Source organism: Thioclava sp. GXIMD4216 (assembly GCF_037949285.1).
GTDB lineage: Bacteria > Pseudomonadota > Alphaproteobacteria > Rhodobacterales > Rhodobacteraceae > Thioclava > Thioclava litoralis.
On the sequence record NZ_CP149926.1, the window covers coordinates 629,896 to 654,552 of the forward strand.

Genomic DNA, 24,657 nt, shown 5'->3' on the forward strand with positions numbered 1-24,657 from the left:
TCTGGGCAGGAGTTTTGTGCGGGAGGGGAGGCGAGCTGCCTGATCCGTTTTCGGGGGAGGAGGACCGTCGCCGGTCAGGCAGCTCTTTGTGGCGCCCTTTGCAGGGGCCTTGAAGGAAGGAAACGTGTATTCCGTATAACCATCCTCCCGAAAACCGCCCCCCAGATCAAAGCAAAGCCGCGAACCAAGGGGGTGTCTGGCGTGAAATTAGTCATATGCCCAAAAAATATGCCCTATACGCGCTATGGTGGTAAAAAACAGGCTGGATGAGGGTGGTTTGCCGCTGCGAAGGCCGGATCGAAGGGGCCCGCGCCTGATTCAAAGGGTTGCGTCAAGCAGCGGACGGGTTATCTGTTCAGGAACGCAAGCGAACAGGGGCGAGATGCAGGAAAGCGATAAAATTGATGCGGCCATAGAGGCGGCGCAGAACAAAGCCGCGCTCCAGTCGCCCGATCCGGCGGATATGCGGGCATTCCGCGCGGCCTTGGGGCGTTTTGCGACGGGGGTCACGGTCGTGACGGCGCGCCGTGACGAGCCTGAAGCCGGTCCGCTGGGGATTGTGGCCAACAGCTTTGCCTCGGTCTCGCTCGACCCGCCGCTGGTTTTGTGGTCTCCGGCGCGGGCTTCGGTGCGGCATGCCCATTTCACGGCTGCCAAGGCCTTTTCGATCCACGTCCTGCATGATGCGCAAGCGGATCTGATTCCACGTTTCGGGCGGAACGGAGCAGGGTTCGACGGGCTGAGCTATGACCTGAATGCGGAAGATGTGCCCGTGCTGCCCGATTTCCATGCGCGTTTCGATTGCGTGACAGAGGCCATGCATGAAGGCGGTGATCATACGATCATCATCGGGCGCGTAATGCGTTTTGCCACGGGCAGCGGGACGCCCATGCTTTTTGCACATGGGGCTTTCGGCACCTTCCAGAAGGTGTGAACAGCGGCGGGTTTCGCGCTTGTTGATGGAAAAAGGCCCCGCAATCGGGGCCTTTGTTTATTTCATCTGGGCAATCTGCGCGGCAAGCTGGCCGAGCGCTGCGCTTTGGGTGCGGGCGATCAGACCCGGATCTGCGGCTTTGCCCGCGACCCCTCCCATCGGCACCGTGATATCAAAGCGGCGCACCGTATCGCCTCCGGAAGCCGCATAGCTTGCGGGCGAGACATAGTAGACCCCGTCCAGATGTACGGCTCCGTCGGCGGCGGCAAGGAAACGATCCACCCGAACCTCGATCTTGCGTTGCGGGTCCGAGGCAAGCGGCCAGGGTTCGGCAATAACGGTCGCGCCCGACATCTCGGAAATCTGCCGTGCCAGCGCCAGCGTCATCGCGCGTTTGGGGTCATCGGCCCAGATATTGTCGGGACTGGAGCGCAGTGCCCCATCCGGCGTCTGGAACGCGATTTCCTGTCCCGATGCATAATCGGGCAGCGAGATCTCACGCAGTTCGGCGCGGCCAAGACGGTTGGGCAGCGTGTCTTTGGCCGGAGCCGGATCAATGGCATATTGTGCCGTGTCCAGCGGATCCGAGCAGGCGGCCAGTGTTACCAGCGCGGCACCAATCAGGGAGAAGGTCGTAAAACGTATCATCATGTCCATCCTCAGCGCCCGGTAATGAAGGCTTGCGGGTTACGTTCGATCATGCGTGCGAGCGAGCCGACCGCATCAATCGTGCGGCGCAGATCACGCATCGTGTCCATGACTTGCGAATTGAAGTTAGAGCGGTCGCCATAAGCACCGACAAGCCCCTGTGCCTGCGTTGTCAGGTCTTGCAACTGCTTGGTCAGTGCGGGCAGACGGTCGCTGGCCGACTGGATCGACCCCGCCGCATCCTGCGCGGCGGTGAGGGTGCCGTTCAGCTTCTCGGCCACACCGCCTTCTCGCAGCTCGCGCAGAAGGCCCGCAAGCTGTTGCAGAGTATCCGACAGGTTCTGCGGCAGGGCTTCGGCATCATCGGTGTTCAGCATCTTGCGCAGGTCACCCAGGATACCGTCAACCTTATCCCCGATATCGCCCAGCGGCATATCCGCGATCCGCTGTGCCGCTTTGTCGGCCGAGGCCAGCGTGTCGTTCAGGCCCTCGATCTCGGTCATCACGCTATCTGCGGCCTGCGAGACATTATCAATGGCATCGCTGGCTTTCTTGCCCGCATCATTCTTGTTCAGCTCGTTGACCAGACTGCGGATCTCGCCCAGCGTTCCTGCCAGTTCGTCGGGAATCTGCTTGGTGCGATCCTGCCCCGCGATTGCGGTGATCGACTGGAACATCTGCGTGGCCGATGTCATCAGCTCTTCGATGGGTAGGCTCTCGACGCGCTTGAACACGCCCTCGGCCGAGGTTGCCAGCGAATTGGCTGTCTGCGGCGCGGTCGGGATGGTCGGATAGGGCGCGGCCTTGGTGTCCATCTCGGCCTTCGGTCTGTCGGGCACATCGGTCAGTTCGATCACCAGCGTTTGGCCCAGAAGGCCGGTGCCGGTGATGCGGGCGCGCAGACCGTTTGCCACTTCGTTCTCCAAGAATTGGGTCACGATGTCATTGTCGGTATTGCGCTCCAGCCCCAGACGTTCGGGCGAGAGCGAGATAACCACCTGCTGGCGCGCGAATTTCGTGCCGAGGCTGTCTTCGGAAACCTTGATCGACAGGTCGGTGACCTCGCCGGCCTCGACGCCACGGAACTCGACCTTAGTGCCGATCTCGATGCCCTGCACCGGCTCGTCGAACAGCAGGGTATAGCGTGCCGGCTCGAAGAACTCGCCGCCGAAAATGGAGTTGCGGGCCTCGTTCTCGTCTTTGAAGAGGCGGTAGGGGAAGCCGTTCTGGATGAAGCTGCCGCCCGTGGCCAGAGTGTCGAACTCGACCCCGCCCTGCACGATGGAGGCCAGAGAACGCATATTGACCGACACCCCGTTGGCCCCGAGATTGACCGAAATCCCCGAGGCATCCCAGAAGCGGGTCGTGGTGGTCAGGCGGGCGTTATAGGGCTTGTTGATGAACGCATCGATCAACACGCCGCTGCCCCCCTCGTCCAGACGCAGGTTCTGGATCTTGCCAACAGTGAGGCCGCGATAGATCACCGGCGCGCCTTCGGCCAGTCCACCTGCGTCACGGGCGCGCAGGATAATCTGCGTGCCGGAATTTGGATCTTCGGTGACCGGCTGTTTGTCGAGCCCTTCGAACTCGGTCTGCGGATCGCTGATCTTGTTGTCCCACCAGCCCTGAATGAAGCCGCCCGACAGGACGGTATCCAGCCGCGAGATCCCCTGTGCCGACAGCTCGGGTTTCACGATCCAGAAACGGGCATCCTTGTCGATATATTTCGCCACGTCATTATGAACCCTGATGCCGACGCGCACCCCGCCAAGATCTTTGGTGAAGCCCACTGTCTCGACCGTGCCGACAGAGACTTCGCGATATTTCAGCACGGTCTCGCCTGCGGTGATACCGGTGGCATCCTTGAAATCGACATAGATCAGGGTGCCGCGGTCGGAATAGGTGTGCCAAGCGACATAGAGCGTGATCAGAAGCGCGAAAAGCGGCACAAACCAGATTAGCGACAGTCGTGCCCAAATGGGTTTCTTGGCCTGTGTCTTTTGCAGGTCGGCGGGTTTGGGATCTTCGGTCATTCGGAGGCAGGTCTTTCTACGCTACGCCAGATCAGGCGTGGATCGAAACTTTGGGCCGAGAGCATGGTGAGTGCTACGGAGAGGGCAAAGGCCGCCGCCGCCGGACCCGGATGGATCGAGGCGACAAAGCCAAGTTGGACAAGAGCGGAAAGAATAGCGACCACGAAAACGTCGATCATCGACCAGCGACCGATAAATTCGACGATCTCGTAGATCATAAGACGTTTGTGCCCGCCGTCTTTCTTGCCCGATCTTACGGTGAAGGCCAGATAGGCGACAGCGAAGAATTTCGCGATGGGAATGCAGACCGACGCCAGAAAGACGATGGCGGCAATTCCGTAATTGTGGTGGCCCATCAGGGTGATGACCCCGCCGATAATGGTCGAGGGGCTATCGGTGGCCAGAAATTTCGTATGCATGATCGGGTAGAGATTGGCCGGGATATAGGCAATCAGACCGGCCCACCAGAAGGCCCAGACCCGTTCAAGCGATGCCTCATTGACAGGCTTCAGCTTTGCCCCGCAGCGCCCGCAGCGCTGTTGATCCTTCGGCCAGACGCGCCCGCATTGCTGACATCCGATCAGCCCTGCATCGGTGGCGGAGAGATATCTCATTTCTTCCCGATGGCGTCCCATATTACCCATTTGCTCATGAAACTGTTTTTCAGCGCCATTACGATAATCAGGGCGCAGAAGGCCCAGAAGGCTGGTCCGAAGGAGATCGTGGCAAGGCCGCCGATTTTCACCAGGGCGACGGCGGTCCCGATAATGAAGATCTCGGCCATCGACCAGGGCTGCAACCGTTCGGCCAGCCGGAACACGCCGCGTGCTTTGGGCCAGGGCTTCTTGTCGAAGCTGAGTGGCAGAAGGACATAGATCAGCGCGCCGAAGCGGAAAACCGGAACCCCGATGATCAGCGCGACGGTGGCCACCGAAAGCAGGGCCAGCCAGCCGCCCGAGAAGGCGGAGGCCGCCCCGAGGACCGAGCTTTCATGGGTGAGCCCGCGGGCCGAAATCTGCAGGAAGGGGAAGCAGAACGCCGCAATCATCAGGATCATTGCCGTAAAGGACAAGGCCACGACATGCAGGAAGGACCGATTGCGCGGAGCAATCAGCAAGGTGCCGCAGCAGGCACAGGTCGCGCGTTCGTCCTCGCCGATCTGCGAGAGATGGTGCAGCGTATCACAATGGGGACAAGCAATAAGCTTGCTGTGATCTTCTGTCATATTCATGTCGGCTAATTTAGCTTGCTGCGGTGGGCATACAAGCGCAGTGCACGTGATCGCGGCGTAAATGTCACGCATTTTAAGTGTTAAACAGTGTTTAAGATCACTTTGCTACAACCGGCTTGGGTGAAAAGAGGTGGTGGCATGAGCTCTGGTGATAATCAGGCCCCTATTATTATCAAACGCAAGAAGGTGTCCGGTGGGGACGGGCACCACGGCGGTGCATGGAAGGTGGCCTATGCCGACTTCGTGACCGCTATGATGGCGTTTTTCCTTCTGATGTGGCTGTTGAACGCGACGACCGAGAAGCAGCGCAAAGGCATCGCGGATTATTTCAATCCCACGATTGCGGTGAACCGGATCTCGGGTGGCGGCGATGGCTCTTTCGGGGGGGATTCCATCTTTTCCGAAGAGACGATCGCGCAGATGGGCACCGGTGCGTCGATGAATATGCCAACCGAGGCGCGGCAGGCGCGCGGCCAAAGTGGTGTGGAAGCCAAGGACGAGAGCGAGGCGGCCGAATTCGACCAGGTGGCGGCGAAAATAGAAGAGGCGCTGATGGGGATCGGCGGCGAATCCATGGTGACCGACAAGATGTCGCGCCATATCGTGACCAAGGTGACGGATGAGGGGCTGATCGTGGAGTTTTTCGATCTGGCCGACGAGCCGCTTTTTGCGCCCGATACCAGTACGCCGGAACCGATTCTCGAAGAGTTGGTGGCGATGGTCACACGGGTGTTCGATCTGGTGCCCAATGAGGTGGCGATTAACGGTTTCACCCGTGCCTATCCTGAAATGCTGCGCCAGAATCCCGTTTGGGATCTGTCGACAGAGCGAGTGCAGCAGGTCCGGATGCTGATGCAGGGCGACGGGTTCGACAAGCGGCGAATCCAGCGTGTGACAGGGTTTGCAGATCGCAAGCCTGCCAGTGAAATTCCGATGTCTATCCGCAATAACCGGCTGGAAATCGTCCTTTTACGAAAGTGATCAGGCTGTCCCGCATACAATTTGCGGGACAATTTCTGTGAGAATTTTATTCGTTAGGGTGATCTTAAGAGGGCTAGGGCAAATCTGCGGGAGATCGAACGACACGTAGCAGCAGAAAGGCGCATAAATGTCGATTTCCTCCTCGCTTAACGCAGGCGTTGCCGGCCTGGCGGCGAACTCTACGAAGTTGTCCACCATTTCGGACAACATCGCGAATTCCGGAACCTATGGCTATAAACGTGCTGAAACAGAATTTTCCAGCATGGTGCTGTCGCAGACTGCGAACTCCTATTCCGCAGGGGGGGTCCGTGCGAGCACGTCCCGTATCGTGGACGAGCAAGGCGCATTGGTATCGACCTCGAATGCGCTTGATCTGGCGGTATCGGGGCGCGGCTTCCTGCCGGTGATCTCGGAGGTGGCTCTTGAGAACGCGCAAAGCAACCAGACGCTCCAACTGACCACGACCGGTGCATTCCGGACCGATGAGGATGGTGTTCTGAAAACCAATACCGGCCTTGTCTTGCTGGGCTGGCCGGCAAATGCCGACGGGACCATTCCGACCTATGCGCGCGATTCGGTCTCGGGGTTGCAGCCCGTGGTGATCAACGCGAACCAGACGGCGGGTGACCCCACCACGAAGGTCAATCTGGGTGTCAACCTTCCGGCTGTTGATGTGGACGACACGACGTCGCTGCCGCTATCCGTTGAATATTACGGCAACCTCGGGACATCGGAATCGCTCAATGTGACTTTCACGCCGGCGCTGGATACCAGTGGCAATGTGATCGAGAATACATGGACGATGGAGCTGCGCGATTCGGCCACGGAAGATGACGCTGCGACGACGGCTGACGAAAATCTGCTGGCATCCTACACCTTGGTCTTCGATAACACGACGACCAATGGCGGTACGCTGAAGTCGGTGGCCGCGATCGGCACCTCGCCGGCCTATGATTCGACCAATGGCACGGTCACGTTGTCTGCCGCGGAAGGGCTGCAGACCATTGATCTTACCATCGGCAAAATTGGCGATACCAATGGTCTGACCCAACTTTCGGACAGCTTCTCGCCCACCAACGTGACGCGGGACGGCTCTCCTGTCGGAAGCCTGACCACTGTCGAGGTCGATGAGAATGGCTATGTGAACGCGACCTACGATACGGGCTTTACGCGGACGATCTACCAAATTCCGCTTGTTGATGTGCCCAACGCCAATGGCCTGACTGCCAACGATAACCAGACTTTCGAGATTAGTGGTGAATCCGGCAGCTTCTTCTTGTGGGATGCCGGTGATGGCCCGACCGGTGCAATCGAAGGGTACGCACGCGAGGGGTCCTCTGTCGACGTTGCCAAGGAACTGACGGATCTGATCCAGACCCAACGTGCCTATTCATCGAATGCGAAGGTCATCCAGACCGTAGATGAGATGCTGCAAGAAACTACGAACATTAAACGCTGATTTTGAGATGATCGCTCTCTAAGGAGACAGAAGATGTCGCTTTCCGCCGCTTTTACCAATGCGCTTTCGGGGCTGACCGTTTCGAGCAAAATGGCGCAAGTTGTGTCCTCAAACGTCGCGAACGCGATGACAGAGGGGTATGGGCGGCGGACAGTCGAAACATCGGCTGTCTCTGCCGGGGGTGTTGGCTATGGCGTTCGTATTGATGGTGTAACGCGTCAGGTCAATGAGAGCCTTATCCAGGATCGACGTCTTGCCGATGCGGCTGCCGGCGAAGCGGGCGTTGTCGCGGATTTCTATGCCTCGATCGAGGATATGATCGGAGACCCGACCAGTGATAGCTCCCTGTCCGCGAAAATGGCCAATTTCGAATCGGCCTTGGTCGAAGCGGCGAGTTCGCCCGATAGCACCGGACGTCTGACGACAGTGGTGAACACGGCCAAGACGGTTGCGGAACAACTGAATTCGATGTCGGACGATATCAGCGATATTCGTCTAAGTGCGGATCAGCAAATCGGTAAGCAGGTCGATCTGTTGAATTCTACCCTATCGCAGGTAGATGACCTGAATGATGCGATCCTTAAGGCATCGACCAATGGCCGCGATGCCGCCGCTTTGATGGACCAGCGTCAGGCACTGATTGATCAGATTTCAGAGATTGTGCCGTTACAGGTTTATCAACGGGATAACGGTCAGGTTGCACTTTACTCGACCAATGGTGCGACCTTGTTGGATGGTAAGGCCTATGAAATCGGCTATTCCACCAGTGGACGCATGGCGCCTAATTTTTCTCTGGAAGGCGGTACGCTTTCTGGGCTGACGATCAATGGCGAGCCGGTCAGCACCACGTCGAATGGGGCTTTGGGAGGCGGCACGCTGTCTGCCTTGTTCGAGGTGCGAGATGAACTGGCCCCCGCCGCGCAAGAGCAGATTGATTCTGTGGCGCGCGATCTCATCGAGCGTCTTGGCGCATCTGGTGCCGATACGACGATTACGTCTGGCAGTGCGGGCTTTTTCACGGATGCTGGTTCCGCTTTTGATAGCACAGATGAACTTGGACTGGCTGGACGAATCGAGGTGAATGAACTGATTGACCCGTCTGAGGGCGGGGAGGTTTGGCGCGTTCGCGATGGCCTTTATGCAAGTACTGCAGGCGATGTCGGCAATAGTACTTTGCTGAACGGTATCGCTGACGCTCTGATCGAGAGTCGTTCGGCGTCTTCCTCGGCATTTGGTGGGACAAGCTATTCTGCATCCGGTTTAATGTCAGAATTGCTGTCTAATTACTCGTCTGCCCGCCAAAGTGCCGAGATGACAGAAAGTTACACGACGGCCAAACAGGATGCATTGGTCGAGGAAGAGCTTTCGCTCGGGGTCGATACGGATCAGGAGCTTCAATCTTTGCTTCAAATCGAGCAATCCTACGCTGCTAACGCAAAAGTAATGCAAACGTTGGACACTCTGATGCAGCAGCTTCTGGAGATCTGATATGAGCTACTATTCTGTTGGTGATATGGCGCAGGTCTATTCGCTGCGTAAGCATAATACCGGTCTCAAAAATCTGGTAACGACGCTTAGCCAGGAGGCTACGACCGGCCTGAAATCCGATGTTGGTAAAGCCGTCGGCGGCGATTTTACGCAGCTTTCGGCAATTACGCGTAGCTTGGATAATCTCGAGTCATATTCGCTTGCAACGACCGAGGTCTCGCTGACCGCAGAAATGATGCAAAACGCGCTTGGCACGATCCAAGATTATGCGATTAATTTCGGGCCTGACATGATCTCGATCGGCTCCTCCGGAGACCCGACCTCGCTTGAGACATTGTCTACAAAAGCAAAAACTAGCCTTTCAACGATTGTTTCCGCGTTAAATAGTTCGGTTGCTGGACGCTTTGTCTTTAGTGGTGCCGCAACCAATACACCACCGGTTGTTGATGCTGACGAGATGTATAGCCAGGTTATGACGGCGGTTGGAGGTGACACAACAAGCGCCGGAATTATCGCTGCAGTAGAGGCATTTTTCGATGCACCAGCAGGTGGGGGCGGCTATCTGGATCAATCCTATCAAGGTTCACGAGATCCACTGGGTGCGGTGAAAGTGTCTGAAAACGAATCGATTCAGCTCGAAGTGACTGCTCAATCATCCGAGATTCGGGAATCCTTGAAGGGCGCCATGCTCGCCCGTATCGCTGCCAATGATGACGGTACGCTAAGTGACGAGACACGTTCGGCGCTGATGGTTGAAGCCGGATCGGTGCTTAGTGCTGCCTCGCTTGAAATGTCGGCGTCTCGCAGCAGCATCGGTGCGGCTGAGGAGCAAATCGAAAGTGCGGCAACCCGAAATGATGCCGAGAGCAGCAGTTTGGAAATTGCAAGGAATAATCTGATTACCGCAGAGCCTTACGAGACGTCGACAGCCTTAATCGCGGCGCAGAACCAACTTGAAACACTGTATGAGATTACTTCGCGTCTTTCTCAGCTGACCTTGGCGGACTATATCTGATGCGTATTTTTCTGTTTCTAATCGTATGCTTGATCCCGTCGTTGTCTTGGGCTTCTCCAATTCGGATTAAGGATTTGGTCGAATTTGACGGTGTCCGTGGCAATGACATCGTTGGTTATGGCTTGGTCGTCGGCCTCAACGGCACTGGCGACGGTTTGCGGAATGCACCTTTTACCGAAGAAATTATGACAAACGTACTTGAGCGCTTGGGCGTTAACGTTACCGGGGAAACATCTCGGCCCAAAAATGTTGCGGCCGTTCTGGTAACTGCTGAATTGCCCCCTTTCGCGCGCGCAGGTAGTTCCATTGATGTTACGGTTTCGGCTATTGGCGATGCAACCAGCCTTCTTGGTGGTACCTTGATTATGACCCCTCTCAAAGCTGCGGATGGCGAAATCTATGCTGTGGCGCAAGGGGAGATCATCGCGGGTGGTGCGACGGCTCAGGGGGACGCGGCTACTGTAACTCAGGGAGTGCCGACATCCGGTTCGATTCCTTCTGGCGCTCATGTCGAGCGTGAAATCGCATTTGAATTTAACAGTCTGGATCGTCTTCGCCTTGCTCTCAGGACGCCTGACTTCACGACTGCGAATAGAATCGAGGCTGTAATCAATACTGAGTTCGGGCGAAATGTCGCCGCAATGCAAGATTCAGGAACTGTTACCCTTAATATTGCGCAAACAGGACAGCGTTCTACGGCGCATGTCATGAGTCGTATCGAAAACTTGGAAGTAGAGCCCGAGCAGCGCGCGCGTGTAGTCGTCGATCAGCGTTCTGGTACGATTGTTATGGGAGAAAATGTCCGCATTTCGCGGGTCGCTGTGAGCCAAGGCAATCTGACGTTGCGCGTTCAAGAAGCGCCTGTTGCGGTGCAGCCCAACCCGTTTGCAGAGGGGCAAACGGTTGTTGTCCCGCGTACAGAGGCCTCAATTACCGAGGAACCTGGTATTCAAATGGCAGAAGTCCCCAGCGGAAATTCCCTTTCGGAAGTGGTTGCAGGCCTGAACGCTCTGGGAGTTTCTCCGCGTGACATGATTGATATCCTGAAAAGTATCAATGCAGCAGGTGCCTTACACGCAGAATTCGTGGTAAATTGATAGAAATCCCTATTGGGGGTGTCCTAAAGATTGGCGATGAGTTGCCGTATGATTGTTTGATGTGTAGTGGCTGGTTAATCGCGCAGCCCTGTTGCGGTACAGCACAGCATTTTCTGGATGTGCTTAGGGCTTGGTGATTGGAGTAACGCGTGAAAGTTGGTGATGCCCTGAGGGGCGGCATGTGACGGCTGTGTTCAGACGCGTCAATTCTCAGCCGAGAAAGGGATATGCCACATGTCAGAGACTACCATCGCCACGCTGCCCGATCCATCAGGCTTTTCACTGGATCCATTGACGGACCTCTGCCACCGCCACGGCGAAGCATCATTGCAGCCATCAGCGCATCGGTGAAGCATTCGTTCGTCGATCCCGAACGCCCTCGCGCCTTTCTGGAGGGGGTACACAAACTGTGTATCCACGCGTATGCGCAGTAGATTGCTGCCAAAGGGAACAGGATATGTTTTCACGATGTACTCGAAGACTAGCCGACGCACGCCTGTGACGGCCGGATCTTCATGTCGTTGAGCAAGCCATGTCAAAAAAGATCCATAGATTGCTCCATAGTGGCGAGGCCTCGGGCCAGCCTTCATCTGCACGAAGACACAGTTGCTCTCTCTCAAGCCAAGCTTCATTTCATCGAAACGGGAGAAGCCAACAGGCCTACGCTCGTTTTTCTTCATGGCTGGCCGTTAGACGCCTCATCTTGTTATGCCCTGATGAGCCGAACCTCCGACAGTTGTCGCTGTATCGCCGTCGATTTGCCAGGTATTTGGAAATCAGCGTTTGAGGCCTCCAATGGAAGCAAGGCATTTCTAGCTGGGGTCATTCATGAATTCATTGAAACGCTCGGACTGAGCTACGTTGTTTTGATTGGCCACGATGTCGGCGGGATGATTGCCTATGCGTATCTGTGACAGTTTCCCCAATTGAGCGGGGTGGTGATCATGAACACGGTCATTCCCGGTCTGGCACCGTGGAATGCGGTTTTGGCGCCCCCCTATCTTTGGCACTTCGCCTTCAATGCCATTCCTGACCTGCCAGAAAGGCTGATCACGGGAAATATCGCGCCTTATTTCGATTACTTCTATGACTATGCGCAGCGGCCGGAAGCGATCACACTGGAAATGCGTTCGGAATATGTGCGCAGCTATGCCACTGAATCTGCGCTGCATCAGGGGTTTGAGCTCTACCGGGCATTCAGGCAGGATGCCTTGGATAACGCGGGATGGAACGCTCCGGTTATGACCCCAGTCGTATATGTGCGAGGTGCTTTCGAGGGGGGAGATATGTCCGATTACAAAGCCGGATTGACCGGATCTGCGGTCGAGCTGCTAACCTGCACGACTATTGACGGTGCTGGACATTATCCGCTGCATGAGGTTCCAGAGGTGCTCTGGGAAGCAATCGCTACATTTATAAAGCACAACGGTGCGCGCCCCCTCGTGACCACCACTTAGATAAGCAGTTTGGGCTCAAACCGGTCATGCGGTGGCGCGGCGATCCCAGCAGGAGGGTCGCGACACCATATCGGCGTATTTTGTTGAAAAACTCGTGCTTGATCGAAGGGCCATCGGCTGATTCAATTCCTGCAAGGGACGGGAGGATCGGCGATGATGGGACCGCGGCAGGAGGCGCAACCGGCGCTGTTCTACGAGTTTTCTCTGGAGGATCATGTCCCGCAGAACCACCTGCTGCGTTCCATTGATCGGTTCGTGGACCTCTCCGGGATCCGAACCTACCTTGCCGATTTCTACAGCCACACGGGGCGCCCCTCAGTCGATCCAGAGCTGCTGATCCGAATGCTGCTGGTAGGGTATTGCTTCGGCATCCGGTCAGAGCGGCGGCTGTGCGAGGAGGTGCATCTGAACCTGGCGTATCGGTGGTTCTGCCGCCTGGACCTCAGCGACCGTGTCCCTGACCACTCTACCTTCTCAAAGAACCGACACGGCCGTTTCCGTGACAGCGAGTTACTGCGGCATCTTTTCGAGACGACTGTCGCACGGTGTATCGCAGAGGGACTGGTCAGTGGCCAGCGCATGAAGGCGCGCTTGTTGACGTCCGTGATGCGCTTGATCGCGCGCAGTACTACGGGGGCATCAAGTGCAGCTTCCGCGCGGTGATGAAGCCGAAGGGCGCGCATGCCCTCGCGCAATTCGTCGTAGGAAATGCCCTCAAATCCCGGCTGGTTCGCTAAGGCGGGATACCAAGAGGAACCGACCTTCACGGCGATCCAACTGACATCCTTAAGGTCCACGCGGATCTCGACATCCCGTGTGGGAGAATGCAAATACGCCTCCTGCAGAACCTCGCAGCTATATGTCAGTCCCGAGAACATCACCCCATCCCCGCGGAGTTTACGCGTCAGAGGGCGTCCAAAGGCTTTCCGCAGCGTGAGGCCGTCAGGGATCATTGGGGTGCCATGCAGCCCTGTCAGACGTTTCCACGCATTGTTCGGGGTTTCCCCTTTCAACGACCCATGCGGCTGGTTGTGATAGATGTCGACGATGAAGGTCAGAAGCACGACGATGAGATCGTCATCGCATAGGCAGGCAAGCTGTTCTGACGGATAGTCGCCGCGGCTGATCGTGTCGAAAAACGTGCGGCCTGACAGATAAGACATCAGTTGGTGTCCGAGTGTGCGGAAGAATGACTCGATATGTCCACGCAGCCATGGGATGCCTGCCGGCGGCAGATGCGTTGTAATGCCCAAAGACGCGGCTGTAGCCTGAAAGGCGTCCGAGGCAAAAGCGGACCCCATATCGGTAACGAGCGTGCCTATGCCTCCATGGTGGTGCCAAGTGCTTTCGCATTCAGCAGCCTTGGCGATATGGGTCTTATCCTCGAAAATATCGCGTAGGGCGCGGATCGCGTCATCCGAGTTTGGCGCTGTCGCCAGCCGCATTGAGAGAATGCATTTTGTGGCGCAATCGATGGCGATGTAGAGCCATCGGCGGCCAGCCTCGAAACTCTGTTGCCGCTCTCTGGGAAGATGATCCCAGATGCCCGTCAGAACGAGTAGAGAGATGACGTCGAGCTTGTTTTCGTCCATCTCGACCCGCTCCATGGGGTAAGCGACGTCTGGACCGTTTGTGTAGAGGGTGAACTTTCGCGCCGCTGCAGCTGCGCCATGGCGCTTGGCGTAGATATAGAAAGGGTCAGCTTTTTTGAGACGACGCTGAATACTCGAACGAGAGGGGGTCGATAAGACTGGAAGCCCCGCTGCAAGCCGCTTTTCGTTTTCGATATCGAATAAGCCGATTGTCGCCTTGATCGCTTCCGCTTGAGTGGGCCGTTGGGTGTCCGCATAGATCTCGATGACCTGGTTCATAAGCGCTTCGGCCCGGGGGCAATACCGCGGCTTACGATTGCCCGAACGGTATGTTTCAGGAATGAGGGCAAGACTGGAATAAGGTCACAAGAAAGTCGAAGTTGTGCTTCGCGGATTTGCCATCTGTATCCAGATAATGGATGGCAGCCGGCTGCTCCTGAATGCAGAAAACATCGTCCCGAACAAGCATCAGGCATAGGAACAGATATTCGAGATTACTCTCGAACTTGATGATGCGGGGCCGTGCAAAGCCGGGCAGCAGCGCAACCATCGAACCTCGCAAGCTCCTTTTGGAGCGCCACGGAATAGGACGCATCCCGTGGCTGGGCTCCGGGCCACGGTAAAACAGTTTCTTTTTCATGGTGTGTAAAGCATAGCTAAGCCGTGCTCTGACCCTTGGCAGGCCAGAGCGGGCATAGCGCAGCATCCCCTTGTGTTTGGATTGAGTTTCACAGCCCTGCCGGGAGACGCCCGGCAGGTTGACTTTTTTTGAGACTCAGGGGATGAATAGATGGTCGGGTACAAACGACACGCTATTCAAGCGCAGGACCTTGCCACGCCAATGGCAGGGTCTTTGCTTTTCCCTCTGTCAGATTTTCCTGTTTTCAGAAGTTTTGCTCTCTATCTCCTTTGGTTCGTAGCGGTCGGGAAAGAGTTTTTCAGCTGTCATGCCCAGTGCGGCAGCTAGTGCCTCTTGCGCCCGATGTGAGGTGCGATGGCCTTGGCTGATATTGGTCAGGCTTCCCTGTGATATCCCGAGCTTTTTCGCGACTTCTGCAAGGGTCGTTCCGGCAAGTCTCAAATCGCATTTTATACGTTCGTGTCTGGCCAGATTTATCTTTGAGTTCTTCGCCAAGAAGCTAACCTCCGATCCTTGCACCGTCAGAGATTCAGAAAAAGAATCGGCCAGCAAGAATTTCTCGTTTGGGCAAGTTATTTTCTTTAATTTGGGCCACCATCTTTGACCAAACCGAGAGTTATGTCAGGCTTGGTCGAGGAATTGCCTCAGCTGGAAGCTATCCGTTTGGTGGAGTGGTGGAATGGAAAAGCGCAAAAACTTATCCGAAGCGGACCTTCTAAGGATCGAAGTTGAAGAGGAGGCCATCCGCAAAGCACAAGCGCAAATTGATGAATCAACAGCTCTCATACGGAAGATTAGAGAGCGACCAGCAGTTCCGAGGCAACACCCTACTCGCGTAGAGAATTCCGAAGAGTGCCTACATCGGCTAAAGGAGCTCAAGACTTGGCCGCCTGGAATGGATCTTCAGGAGCATCCGCTTTTAAAGAAGCTTGCTAAAAGACGGAGACGTTTTAGCGAAGATGAATTCCCTAAACCCGATGAGTTGCGCGCGCTATGGCGCGAGACTGGCTCTCTCGGGCAACTCGCTAAGAAAATAGAGGCTGGTACCATTAAGACCGTAACTGCACTGCAAAGGGCTGGCATCAACGTATATGAGGAAATCGCGCTTGAGTGGGATAGTGGTATGTCGTTGCGCTCCTTGACCCAGAAGCACGAAGTGAGCAGGCAGACGCTTTCCAAATGGATCAAAAAGACTGGTCGTCCTGTGGCGCCTCGAAACGGCAATCGCTCTTACGACAAAGAAAAGTTCGCTCGGGCATTTGCAGAAAAATCCTCGGTGAATAATGCTGCCCGAGCGGTGGGGATTTCTTGGGAGAGGGCTAATCGGATCATAAAAAACGGGATCTAACGGAGCTTTTTGCTCCTGATTAGCTGTTCGCAAGCTGAGAGGTTTTAGGGCTAAGGGCGTCCGTTTTTTAAATTTAGTAGCGCCAGTAGGCACCAACGCTGAGAGCCGCTGGTCCGGGCGCACAAGCTGTCAATCTTGAACGCTGATTAAGACAGACGCATTTTGCGTAGTAAGCTCGCAAACACAGATTTCGATAAATATGCGCCGTTTAAGTCATCTATGTTATGCATTTTTTCACGCCCTAATGGCGACTCAATCACAGGAAATTACATCCAGAGCGATAAAAATTTTGAGGCAGAGGTTTTCACAAACCATCGCTGTGCATATCTTTTGTAGACCACCTGAACCGTACCAATCGGAAGGCATTATGAAAAAACCTCTTGGCAAAACAGTTCATGTTGTAGCTAGTGGCATGAAGTATTCGAGTACCTTGGTGCTTACGGGGCTTTCGATAGGGGTGGCGTTTGGCCTATTCCACCTTGATGTAACACCCCAAAATGTCTTTCTCGTCATCGCTCTGGTTACCTGCGCTGTCGTTGGCGCGGTCACTTGCGCCTTCTTCAACGCGCTTGCTGCGTCTCGGTGGGTGTTTTCTTCAAGGACATTACAACGCATTCATCAAGCCTACCCTGCGGCCATGCTTCTGAACAGAGCGGAGAAAGCGGCATTCATGTCCGTCCTATCTGGCGCGCTTGTTGCCGAGTATCTCATGCTCATGTCTCTCGCATGACCGCCGAGACACGAATTTAAGGTGTCTGGCGTATTTCGAGTTATATCCAAAAGCCGCAGTGTGGTGCATTTCCGCGATGAGGAACCGTTCGTGGAGGGCTCTGTCCGATTGGGGATCGTTCAACGGACGTTTTTGATTTCGCCTCGCGCTCCTTCTGCTGTTGAGAAAACTATGTCTCGATAGGGTGGTACGATTTTTTTATCGCTGAAGGGGCCGCTTGCGTTACGCTTGACCCATGACAACCCTCCGTATTGGCTATGCCCGCTGCTCCACCGACGCTCAGGATCTCGCCGCGCAGCGCGCGGCGCTGGAAATTCTTGGCGTCGCCTCCGAGCGCATCTACACTGACCATGGGCTGACCGGCCGCAACCGCGACCGGCCCGGTCTTGCCCAGGCGCTGGCAGCCGTGCGGGCGGGCGACACACTTGTGGTGCCCAAGCTTGACCGGCTGGCCCGCTCGGTGCCGGACGCGCGCGACATCGCCGACGGGCTAGCTGAGCGCGGGGTACGGCTCGCGCTAGGAAGCACGGTCTACGACCCCACCGATCCGATGGGACGGATGTTCTTCAACGTACTGGCGACCTTCGCCGAGTTCGAAGCCGACGTAATCCGGCTACGCACCCGCGAGGGCATGGCGGTGGCCCGCGCCAAAGGGAAGTTGAGGGGCAAGAAGCCAAAGCTTTCCGACCGGCAGGCGGCGGAGTTGACACGGATGCACGCAACTGGGGAGTATTCGGTGTCGGACTTGGCCGAGCTCTTCTCTGTGTCGCGGCCAACCGTCTATCGCACGTTGGCGCGGCAATGGCCGAAACGTTAATGGCCGACGGTCCATTCCAACCCGTTACAGCCAACCCTTCCAGCGACGGCACGAAGTCTACCGTGGGCAAGATGGGCGGGGAGAGGTCATTCGCTGCGCATGTCACGAATGGCAGCAGTGCTTAGGCTTTCAGACACGGCGCTTGTGGCCTCGGGCCGGGCTTTGCACAGCGCTGTCAGGACTTGTCGCCAAAATGGATCTGTTGGCAACCGATCATAATATGTGCAAGCATCTTCCTGCATTACGATTGCAAGACATTGTGACGGTAGGGAAATGCCAGAAACCACCTTTGTAGAGAAGCTTGTTCAGATCAGCGGCCTAGGCATTTGGATCGACCACAAACCTCATAGCCCTGACGCCGATTTCACAAGAAAAACAATCATTTATGGATTCAATGGATCGGGAAAGACTAGCCTATCCCGCATTTTTGCCTCGCTGGAAGCAAATTCTCTAGCCAACGGACTCAATGATCGTGCAAAATTTCAAGTCAAGTTCTCCGACAAAACCACAGCTACCGATGCCAATTTAGTACATCCGCTTGGAAACCACCTCCTAGTCTTCAACTCTGACTTCGTTTCCCGCAACTTCCAATGGGACGTCGGTTCGGCGTTGCCGATCTTCCATATTGACGAAGAGAACATCGAAAAGGTTAACGAGCTTCGCCAGCTAGAAGCCGACCTAAAAACTGCCGTAGCCGAGGCTCGCGCAGCCAAGACAGGTCAGGAATCTGCACAAAAAAAATATAAGGACAAAGGCACAGAAATAGGAGGGCGCGTACGCGACGCCAGAGGCACTGGCTACACTCAGCAATTCAATAGAGGAAATGTCGACCGTGAATACTCCGAAAAGAAGTTCACGGATCAAGACAAACTCACGGAGGACAGTATTGGTGAATGTCGCGCAATCATTCGTCAGTCCGACCCACTTCCGAAAATTAACCTAGCCCTCGAACTGCCCGAGGGATTTCGGGACGAGCTGAGAAATGCTTGTGAGCTGATTCAACGGGACTTTTCCGCGCAGCTTTCGTCTGACCTCACGACCCATCCCAGCATGATGGCGTGGGTAGCTGAGGGTCATCACTACCATGAAGAAAACCAGCTCGTGTCATGCCTTCATTGTGGCAATGAGATATCAGACCAACGAAGAAAGACCCTGGCGGCAATGTTCAGCGAGAGCTGGCAGGAGCAAACAAACGCAGTCGCAGCGGCTATTGAATGGTGCAAGCGGTCACGCTCGCTGCTAAGAGGATGGCTAGAGGACTTTCCACCGCAGTCAGCCGTTCAACCCACTCTCGCCAAAGGTTTCAGGGAGGTCGAAAACGGTTTCCGATCTGAGGTCCTTTCTACCGGTAAAGCGATAAAGGAGCTGCAAGAAGCGCTTGAGGAACGCCAACGGAACCCTATGGCAAATCAAAATATTCCCGACAACGTGACCAAGCTCCTAGGTCATGATTGGTCAGCCAGGTTCATTGATGCCGCGCGCCGTTTGCTCACAGTTATCAGCGAGCACAATTCCATCAATGATCAGTTTAAGCAACGCAAAGATGCCGCCGCCAATGCACTGAAGGCCGATGTACTCTTGGCCGAACAAGCTTCATACCGCCAGCTGAAGCGAAAGGCGGACGAGGCCGAGGGAGATGTTCAAAAAGCACAAGAAGCGGCGAAGGTCCTGGAGGAGAAGGCGGAAACGTTGCGCAAGGAAATTCGCAAACATGGAATTGCGGCCGACGAACTCAACAAATTGCTTCACGAGTACCTCGGCCACAACTCCATTCTGTTGGAGGCTAAAGAAGAAGGCTACCAATTGGTTCGCGCGGATGGCTCGATTGCACAGAACCTCAGCGAGGGCGAGAAAACCGCGCTAACATTCTGCTTCTTTCTAACTCAATTTAGTGCCGAAGGTCGGGATAAGAAACGTCTCGTTGTTGTAATCGACGACCCGGTATCGAGTCTAGATGGCAATGCTCAGACCTATGCGTTCGGCCTGATTAAGAAGCACACGAAACGTGTCGCACAGGTCATCTTATTGACCCACAACCTCAAATTCATGCACATGGCAAAGCGAGCCTTTTTCCGAGGCGTCAATTTCTCGGATACGGTACCTCAAGGGCTGCTGTTCGTGGATTGCCGTGACGATGGAAAAGGAAGTCGAGAATCAGCGTTGGTAAAAATGCCATCGCACTTGGCGAAGTACGACTCAGAATATCAATACCTTTTCTCGGTCGTGTTCGAGGCTTCGGACAAGCAGAGCACCGACTATCTATATCTTTTGCCCAACGCGATCCGGAAGCTTCTGGAGATATTCACGGCATTTTCTGCACCGGACAAATCTAGTTTCTCCGAAGCGTTATTCGACGACTCCGGAAAGATCAAAGGGTTAGATCAGGCGGAAATGAACCAGCTCGAGCGAGTGTGCCAAATTGAGTCGCATGGTGACATTGAGGCCGTTAATTCGCTCCCCGCGCTTACCGTCGAGGAGAGCCACCGCGCCGCAAATGGCGCAATGAAATATATTCGGGAGCGTGACAAAAAGCACTACGATGCGATGTTGCGGATTGTGCGAAAACCGGTCGCTGACTGAAAACCCGCCATCCGCCGCCCCTGGCGTGAAGGTCCGGTAAGGGGCTGGAACCGATCATGCGGCGTTCCGGGCTCGAATGACCGGTATGGGCCCTGTTCTCAAAGCGCCCGGAGGGTCGCCCTGGCGCGAAGGGCGGATTGCGGACCTTCGCCGCAACCACGCAATCACTATACCACAACCCTTAAGCCGGACCTTCACCAGATAGTTGGGAAGACTTCTCGCTAATCAGGTTGGGGTTCTTCGCGCACAAAGCCTGAGACTGCATCCTGCGCGGGCTTAGGGCGGTAACAATGCTGGATACTGCTGGGATCTACCGCTGATCGTGATTTTCAAGAAAGACGCCCTTAGATCAATCCTGACGACTATGCGGCAAGGAAGGTTCACTGTTGAATACGCCAAGTTCTTCCCTATCCTGAGGATAGCTTGCCCTAAAATTTCGTTCTAGATCCAAGCACCCTGGATGAGATTCCAACGAACTTTGACTTAGAGGGCAAAGCCCACTGACCGTATTTGGCCTCAGGAGACAGGCTTGTATTTATCGAATGTGAATATTCAGGGCTTCCGGTTATTTAAACAACTCGATCTGAACCTTAATTGTGGCCTGAACGTTCTGGTTGGCGAGAACGACTCCGGCAAGACCTCGCTAATTGATGCCATCAGATATGTCCTCGGAACAAACTCTTTCGATAGAATCTTCATTTCCGAACAAGATTTCCATGAAGACCTTGATGAATTCACTATTCAGTTGAAATTTTCAGACTTGGGTGCGCATGCGTATCGCTTTGTTGAGCACCTATCAAACGAGACGTATGAAGACGGTGAAGCTGTCAAAAAGCAGCGATCGGTTCTCTATTTACATTTGCGTGCGCAAAAAACCGGGCAAGAGCGGCGCGGCTACCCACTTATCAGGTCGGAACTACGCTCTGGTTCCAATGGGAACGGGCTACCCATTGAAGCGGAAATTCGAGACTTCCTAGCCACAACGTATCTAAGACCCTTGCGGGATGCTGAAGCAGAACTTTCGTCAGGTAGAGCGTCCAGGCTATCGCAAATACTTAGCTCTTCGAAGGAAATTCGGGGGCAGGCCGATCAAATTTTGGCTGTCATAGCTGAGGCAAATGAATGCCTTCTTGCCGACAAGGCGGCTTTGAAAAAGGCGGCTGAAAACATACAGAAAAACTACCTTCACCATCTCATATTTGAAGGCGACAAACAAAAACTCGGCGCCTTTGTGGACATTGCAGGTGTCAAGAAGAGCGACCTTGCTGCTCTGCCCGACAATCTCAAGCGAAGGCACCTCCGAGAAGTTTTGGAAGCGTTGAGCCTAGCTCTGACAGATGACCGGCGCATGCACGGCCTAGGGTACCATAATCTGCTGTTCATGGGGGCGGAGTTGCTACTTTTGGAACAGGAGGCGGATAAAGAATTTCCTCTGTTGTTGATCGAAGAGCCAGAAGCGCATCTCCATCCGCAGCTTCAGATGAAACTGCTGCAATTCATCAACGAAAAGGCCAAGTCTGCCGACAAGCCTGAGGGTGTGCAGTGTATCTTGACAACACATAGTCCGAATATCTCGTCGCAGGCTCTTCCTTCAGAAGTAATTATGCTCGGAGCCGGGATGGCATGGGCTCTTAGGCCAGAAGAGACTGAGCTGAGCCCAGATGACTACAAATTTTTGCAGAAATTCTTGGATGCGACAAAGGCCAACATATTCTTCGCAAAGGGTATTCTTTTGGTCGAAGGAGATGGCGAGAATATCCTGCTGCCCGCAATCGCGCGCCTGCTTGGTAGACCTTTGGAGAACTACGGCGTCTCGATCGTGAAATATGACAATAGCGGTTCATGGAAGCGATTTGCCAGACTGTTCCTGCGGACAGGCAAAGATGATAAATCTGAACGTGAAAACTGGAACCCAATAAAGGTGTGTGTACTGCGCGACCTCGACCTATGGCCCGACTGTGCCGAAGAAAAAGATGATGGGAGCAACCCCTACGGTTTCAAAAAGCTAACGGAAAAGAACCAAAGATACTGGCATCGAAACTGCGATGATCCAGAGCAACGCAAGGTCGATCACAGAGACGGCCTTAGCAGGCAAAATATTTTGGTCAAAATATCTGACGATTGGACGTTTGAATACTGCCTGGCCAAGTATGGCCTGTTTGATGAGTGCTACGAGGCAATCAAAGGGTCAAAAGAAGGGATAAATAGTGTCGTCGGCACTAACGAAGAAAAAGCGACATATATTTTGGCCAACACCTCCAAAACGGACTTCGCCTATAACTTATCCGAAATCTTGTCAGCACAACTGAAGAACAACGTTTCGGACGCAGTTGCCGCCCTAGGCGTTGAGCAACGGAGCGACACTGTCGTTTGCGCTGCTGCATCCGCAAGCGCGCGGTATAAATTTGCTGTCGAATTAAAAAACAAATTGCCACCCTATATTGTTGAAGCCATAGAATATGTGACCGCTTCAATTGATGATGCAAAACAGGAAGAGGAGCCGGTCAATGGTGTCCTCGCTTGATGACCTGATCACACGTGAGGACATTGTTGAAGTGGCTGCAAGCGAAGGCTTGGTGCTTGAGGATGAAGATCGCATTTCGATCCTTAAGGCGATGCGGTCAATTGACGTTCAAGCTTGCCCTGGAAGCGGCAAGACGACTCTTGTGGCCGCCAAGCTTATTCTTCTCGCGAGAAAGTGGCCCTACAAAGATCGAGGTATTTGTGTTCTATCACATACCAACGTTGCCAAGAACGAGATTGTCGAGCGGCTTGTCGCGTCCAAATACCCCGAAGCGCAAGGGCTCCTTTCTTACCCCCATTTTATAGGAACCATACAAGAGTTTGTTGGAAAATATTTGGCTTTTCCATTCCTGAGATCCAAAGGAATAGAGATTCGTCAGGTTGATACAGACGCATGCGTTCAGATGCTTTATTCAAAGCTTACAAGAGGGACGCGCGCTTACGTTGATCGGAGGAGCAGGTATTCAAATATTCTCTATGATTTCAGATTAGACAACGTCGATGGAAGATTAAAGATTAAAGTTCCAACATTTCCAAGCGGTTCGAAGTCAAATTCATTCAAGGAGCTGTATGGGAGGAAAGCTGATCTGATTTCTAACGGCTATTTTTTCTTTCGTGACGTGTACACCTTCGCCGATCTAGCCTTGGAAAGAAGCGAAACCTTGCTGTCAGCGCTTCGGACTAGGTTCCCATGTATTTTTTTGGATGAGATGCAGGATACCCAGAAGTTTCAGGATGATCTTTTGAGAAAGATATTTTCTGTCGATGATAGGAGCCTGATTGTTCAGCGTTTCGGGGATCCTGACCAGGCCATTTTTCATGGTTCCGGAGGAGAGGAGCCGAATGAGAGTTTTAATGGGAAAACTGCCAGCGACATGGATTATGTCGTCAACAAATCCCATCGGTTTGATGGATCAATTGCCGGGAAAACAAGCGTATTCAGCCTGAATTCAGTGCCGCTCGAGACAGAGCAATCTGAGGAGAAGGTTGCGGAACTACTCGCTCACGCCTCAAAGGCAGGCAAATTCCAGCATACGCTGCTGATCTATGAAAACGACACGCGCGAGAACGTTATCGACTGTTTTGCCGAACTTGTTTCCAGTCAATTTTCTAACGAAAAGAAAGAGTCCGATCGCTTTTGCGTGAAGGCTGTAGGCGCAGTTGGTAACGAAATTGATCCTGCCAAAGATCAATTGAAGATTGGTCATTATTGGTCTTCATATGACAAGACTAGGTCGAAAGCGAGTTTCAAGCCGGCTACCTTGCAGGAGGCTGTGGAATTCTGCCGCAGATCCGAGGTCTCGGACTGGGCAGATAGTTACAAACTGCTCTTGGACTGTATTGTCCGTTTTTTGAGATTGGCGGGTTTCATAGAAAAAGGTGGACGGAACCATACGTCGAGATCGCTGCGGATGTATTTGACCTCCAAAAATCAATGGGCTGACTTTCGTCAGACCATTCATTTATTGCTCAGCGCAACGGGGAAAATTGAAAAGGATTTTTGGACAGAAATCTGTGAGAAGTTGAAGAAAATATTTGATTTTGATACACTGCCGCCCGAAGCCAAAGCATTTCTGGCTTACTCCGAAAAAGCTGAACTGTTCGAAGATGACGTTGATGCCGAGGGACAGGAGGTGACTGCGTCTGTTCAGTCCGATGGAAACTCTTACTTCCACCCGGATGGCTTCAAAATTGAATTGTCGACCATCCACGGCGTTAAAGGTGAAACGCACGACGCAACCTTGGTTCTGGAGACAAAAAACTACTGCTGTGATCTCGAGGTGATGCTTGGGTATTTGACTGGATGCCTGCCGAGCGCGGCGTATCCAAATTCAAATTTGCCTGACAAGCCGCACGCGACTAGAGCATTCAAACCCAATAAGACATTCATGCGCCAGCTTTATGTAGCGATGAGCAGGCCACGACATTTGCTGTGTCTTGCTATTCATTCGGACAGAATAACTGCAGATCAGAAAGCTACTTTGCTTAGACTTGGCTGGAAGGTTCAAAGGGTAATCGTTCCGGAGGAAGAAGAAGAGTGATTGTGCGATGGCAATTTCTGGCTTTGCTCAACGTTGCCGACC

20 protein-coding genes and 1 pseudogene are annotated in these 24,657 nt (G+C 54.2%); 15 read left to right on the forward strand and 6 right to left on the reverse strand.

Features of this window, described 5'->3' with window-relative positions:
• The first annotated feature begins 382 nt into the window (after positions 1-382).
• Positions 383-934, forward strand: coding sequence for a flavin reductase family protein (locus WDB88_RS03150; RefSeq protein WP_339108750.1), 552 nt, complete (start codon positions 383-385; stop codon positions 932-934).
• A 57-nt stretch (positions 935-991) separates the two neighbouring features.
• Here the strand turns inward: WDB88_RS03150 and WDB88_RS03155 are convergent, their stop codons facing one another.
• Genes WDB88_RS03155 through WDB88_RS03170 form a run of 4 tightly spaced genes read right to left on the reverse strand, consistent with a single transcriptional unit; the run spans position 992 to position 4,840 of the window.
• Entirely contained in the window at positions 992-1,585 is a 594-nt protein-coding gene (locus WDB88_RS03155; RefSeq protein ID WP_339108751.1) for a PqiC family protein, read from the reverse strand.
• A gap of 8 nt (positions 1,586-1,593) precedes the next feature.
• Positions 1,594-3,615, reverse strand: coding sequence for an MlaD family protein (locus WDB88_RS03160; RefSeq protein ID WP_339108752.1), 2,022 nt, complete (start codon positions 3,613-3,615; stop codon positions 1,594-1,596).
• A complete protein-coding gene (locus WDB88_RS03165) occupies positions 3,612-4,229 on the reverse strand; it encodes a paraquat-inducible protein A (protein WP_339108753.1) in 618 nt (205 codons plus the stop codon). The genes WDB88_RS03160 and WDB88_RS03165 overlap by 4 nt, the downstream gene beginning before the upstream one ends.
• Entirely contained in the window at positions 4,226-4,840 is a 615-nt protein-coding gene (locus tag WDB88_RS03170; RefSeq protein ID WP_339108754.1) for a paraquat-inducible protein A, read from the reverse strand. Before WDB88_RS03170 ends, WDB88_RS03165 begins: the two co-directional genes overlap by 4 nt.
• A gap of 144 nt (positions 4,841-4,984) precedes the next feature.
• On the opposite strand from WDB88_RS03170, the gene WDB88_RS03175 reads away from it, so the two are divergent.
• The 8 genes and pseudogenes from WDB88_RS03175 to WDB88_RS03210 all read left to right on the forward strand — a co-directional run.
• Complete coding sequence (locus tag WDB88_RS03175) at positions 4,985-5,827, forward strand: flagellar motor protein MotB (RefSeq protein WP_339108756.1); 843 nt, start codon at positions 4,985-4,987, stop codon at positions 5,825-5,827.
• 127 nt (positions 5,828-5,954) lie between these two features.
• On the forward strand, positions 5,955-7,286 hold the full coding sequence (locus WDB88_RS03180; RefSeq protein ID WP_339108757.1) for a flagellar hook-basal body complex protein: 1,332 nt from the start codon (positions 5,955-5,957) through the stop codon (positions 7,284-7,286).
• Between the two features lie 33 nt (positions 7,287-7,319).
• A complete protein-coding gene (gene flgK / locus WDB88_RS03185) occupies positions 7,320-8,774 on the forward strand; it encodes a flagellar hook-associated protein FlgK (RefSeq protein ID WP_339108758.1) in 1,455 nt (484 codons plus the stop codon).
• Position 8,775: 1 nt separating this feature from the next.
• Positions 8,776-9,789, forward strand: coding sequence for a flagellin (locus tag WDB88_RS03190; protein ID WP_339108759.1), 1,014 nt, complete (start codon positions 8,776-8,778; stop codon positions 9,787-9,789).
• On the forward strand, positions 9,789-10,886 hold the full coding sequence (locus WDB88_RS03195) for a flagellar basal body P-ring protein FlgI (protein WP_339108760.1): 1,098 nt from the start codon (positions 9,789-9,791) through the stop codon (positions 10,884-10,886). Before WDB88_RS03190 ends, WDB88_RS03195 begins: the two co-directional genes overlap by 1 nt.
• Before the next feature lie 515 nt (positions 10,887-11,401).
• The gene (locus WDB88_RS03200) at positions 11,402-11,800 is read left to right on the forward strand and encodes an alpha/beta hydrolase (RefSeq protein WP_339108761.1); all 399 of its coding nucleotides are present in this window, start codon (positions 11,402-11,404) and stop codon (positions 11,798-11,800) included.
• 30 nt (positions 11,801-11,830) lie between these two features.
• Complete coding sequence (locus WDB88_RS03205) at positions 11,831-12,343, forward strand: alpha/beta hydrolase (RefSeq protein WP_339108762.1); 513 nt, start codon at positions 11,831-11,833, stop codon at positions 12,341-12,343.
• Positions 12,344-12,496: 153 nt separating this feature from the next.
• Positions 12,497-12,919 (forward strand): annotated as a pseudogene (locus WDB88_RS03210) (transposase); the annotation flags it as partial.
• Positions 12,920-14,269: 1,350 nt separating this feature from the next.
• Here the strand turns inward: WDB88_RS03210 and WDB88_RS03215 are convergent.
• Together WDB88_RS03215 and WDB88_RS03220 are read right to left on the reverse strand one after the other, a co-directional pair.
• Positions 14,270-14,641, reverse strand: a complete 372-nt coding sequence (locus tag WDB88_RS03215) for a hypothetical protein (RefSeq protein WP_339108763.1) — start codon at positions 14,639-14,641, stop codon at positions 14,270-14,272.
• A 162-nt stretch (positions 14,642-14,803) separates the two neighbouring features.
• On the reverse strand, positions 14,804-15,127 hold the full coding sequence (locus WDB88_RS03220; protein ID WP_339108764.1) for a helix-turn-helix domain-containing protein: 324 nt from the start codon (positions 15,125-15,127) through the stop codon (positions 14,804-14,806).
• Positions 15,128-15,254: 127 nt separating this feature from the next.
• On the opposite strand from WDB88_RS03220, the gene WDB88_RS03225 reads away from it, so the two are divergent.
• From WDB88_RS03225 to WDB88_RS03250, 6 genes are all read left to right on the forward strand, one after another.
• On the forward strand, positions 15,255-15,923 hold the full coding sequence (locus tag WDB88_RS03225; protein WP_339108765.1) for a hypothetical protein: 669 nt from the start codon (positions 15,255-15,257) through the stop codon (positions 15,921-15,923).
• A 367-nt stretch (positions 15,924-16,290) separates the two neighbouring features.
• Positions 16,291-16,653: a hypothetical protein gene (locus tag WDB88_RS03230; protein ID WP_339108766.1), complete on the forward strand. Its 363-nt coding sequence runs from the start codon at positions 16,291-16,293 to the stop codon at positions 16,651-16,653.
• Positions 16,654-16,888: 235 nt separating this feature from the next.
• Positions 16,889-17,470, forward strand: coding sequence for a recombinase family protein (locus WDB88_RS03235; protein ID WP_339108767.1), 582 nt, complete (start codon positions 16,889-16,891; stop codon positions 17,468-17,470).
• A gap of 273 nt (positions 17,471-17,743) precedes the next feature.
• A complete protein-coding gene (locus WDB88_RS03240; protein ID WP_339108768.1) occupies positions 17,744-20,050 on the forward strand; it encodes an AAA family ATPase in 2,307 nt (768 codons plus the stop codon).
• Between the two features lie 529 nt (positions 20,051-20,579).
• Entirely contained in the window at positions 20,580-22,574 is a 1,995-nt protein-coding gene (locus tag WDB88_RS03245; RefSeq protein WP_339108769.1) for an AAA family ATPase, read from the forward strand.
• Positions 22,558-24,615: a UvrD-helicase domain-containing protein gene (locus tag WDB88_RS03250; RefSeq protein WP_339108770.1), complete on the forward strand. Its 2,058-nt coding sequence runs from the start codon at positions 22,558-22,560 to the stop codon at positions 24,613-24,615. Before WDB88_RS03245 ends, WDB88_RS03250 begins: the two co-directional genes overlap by 17 nt.
• Positions 24,616-24,657 lie beyond the last annotated feature (42 nt).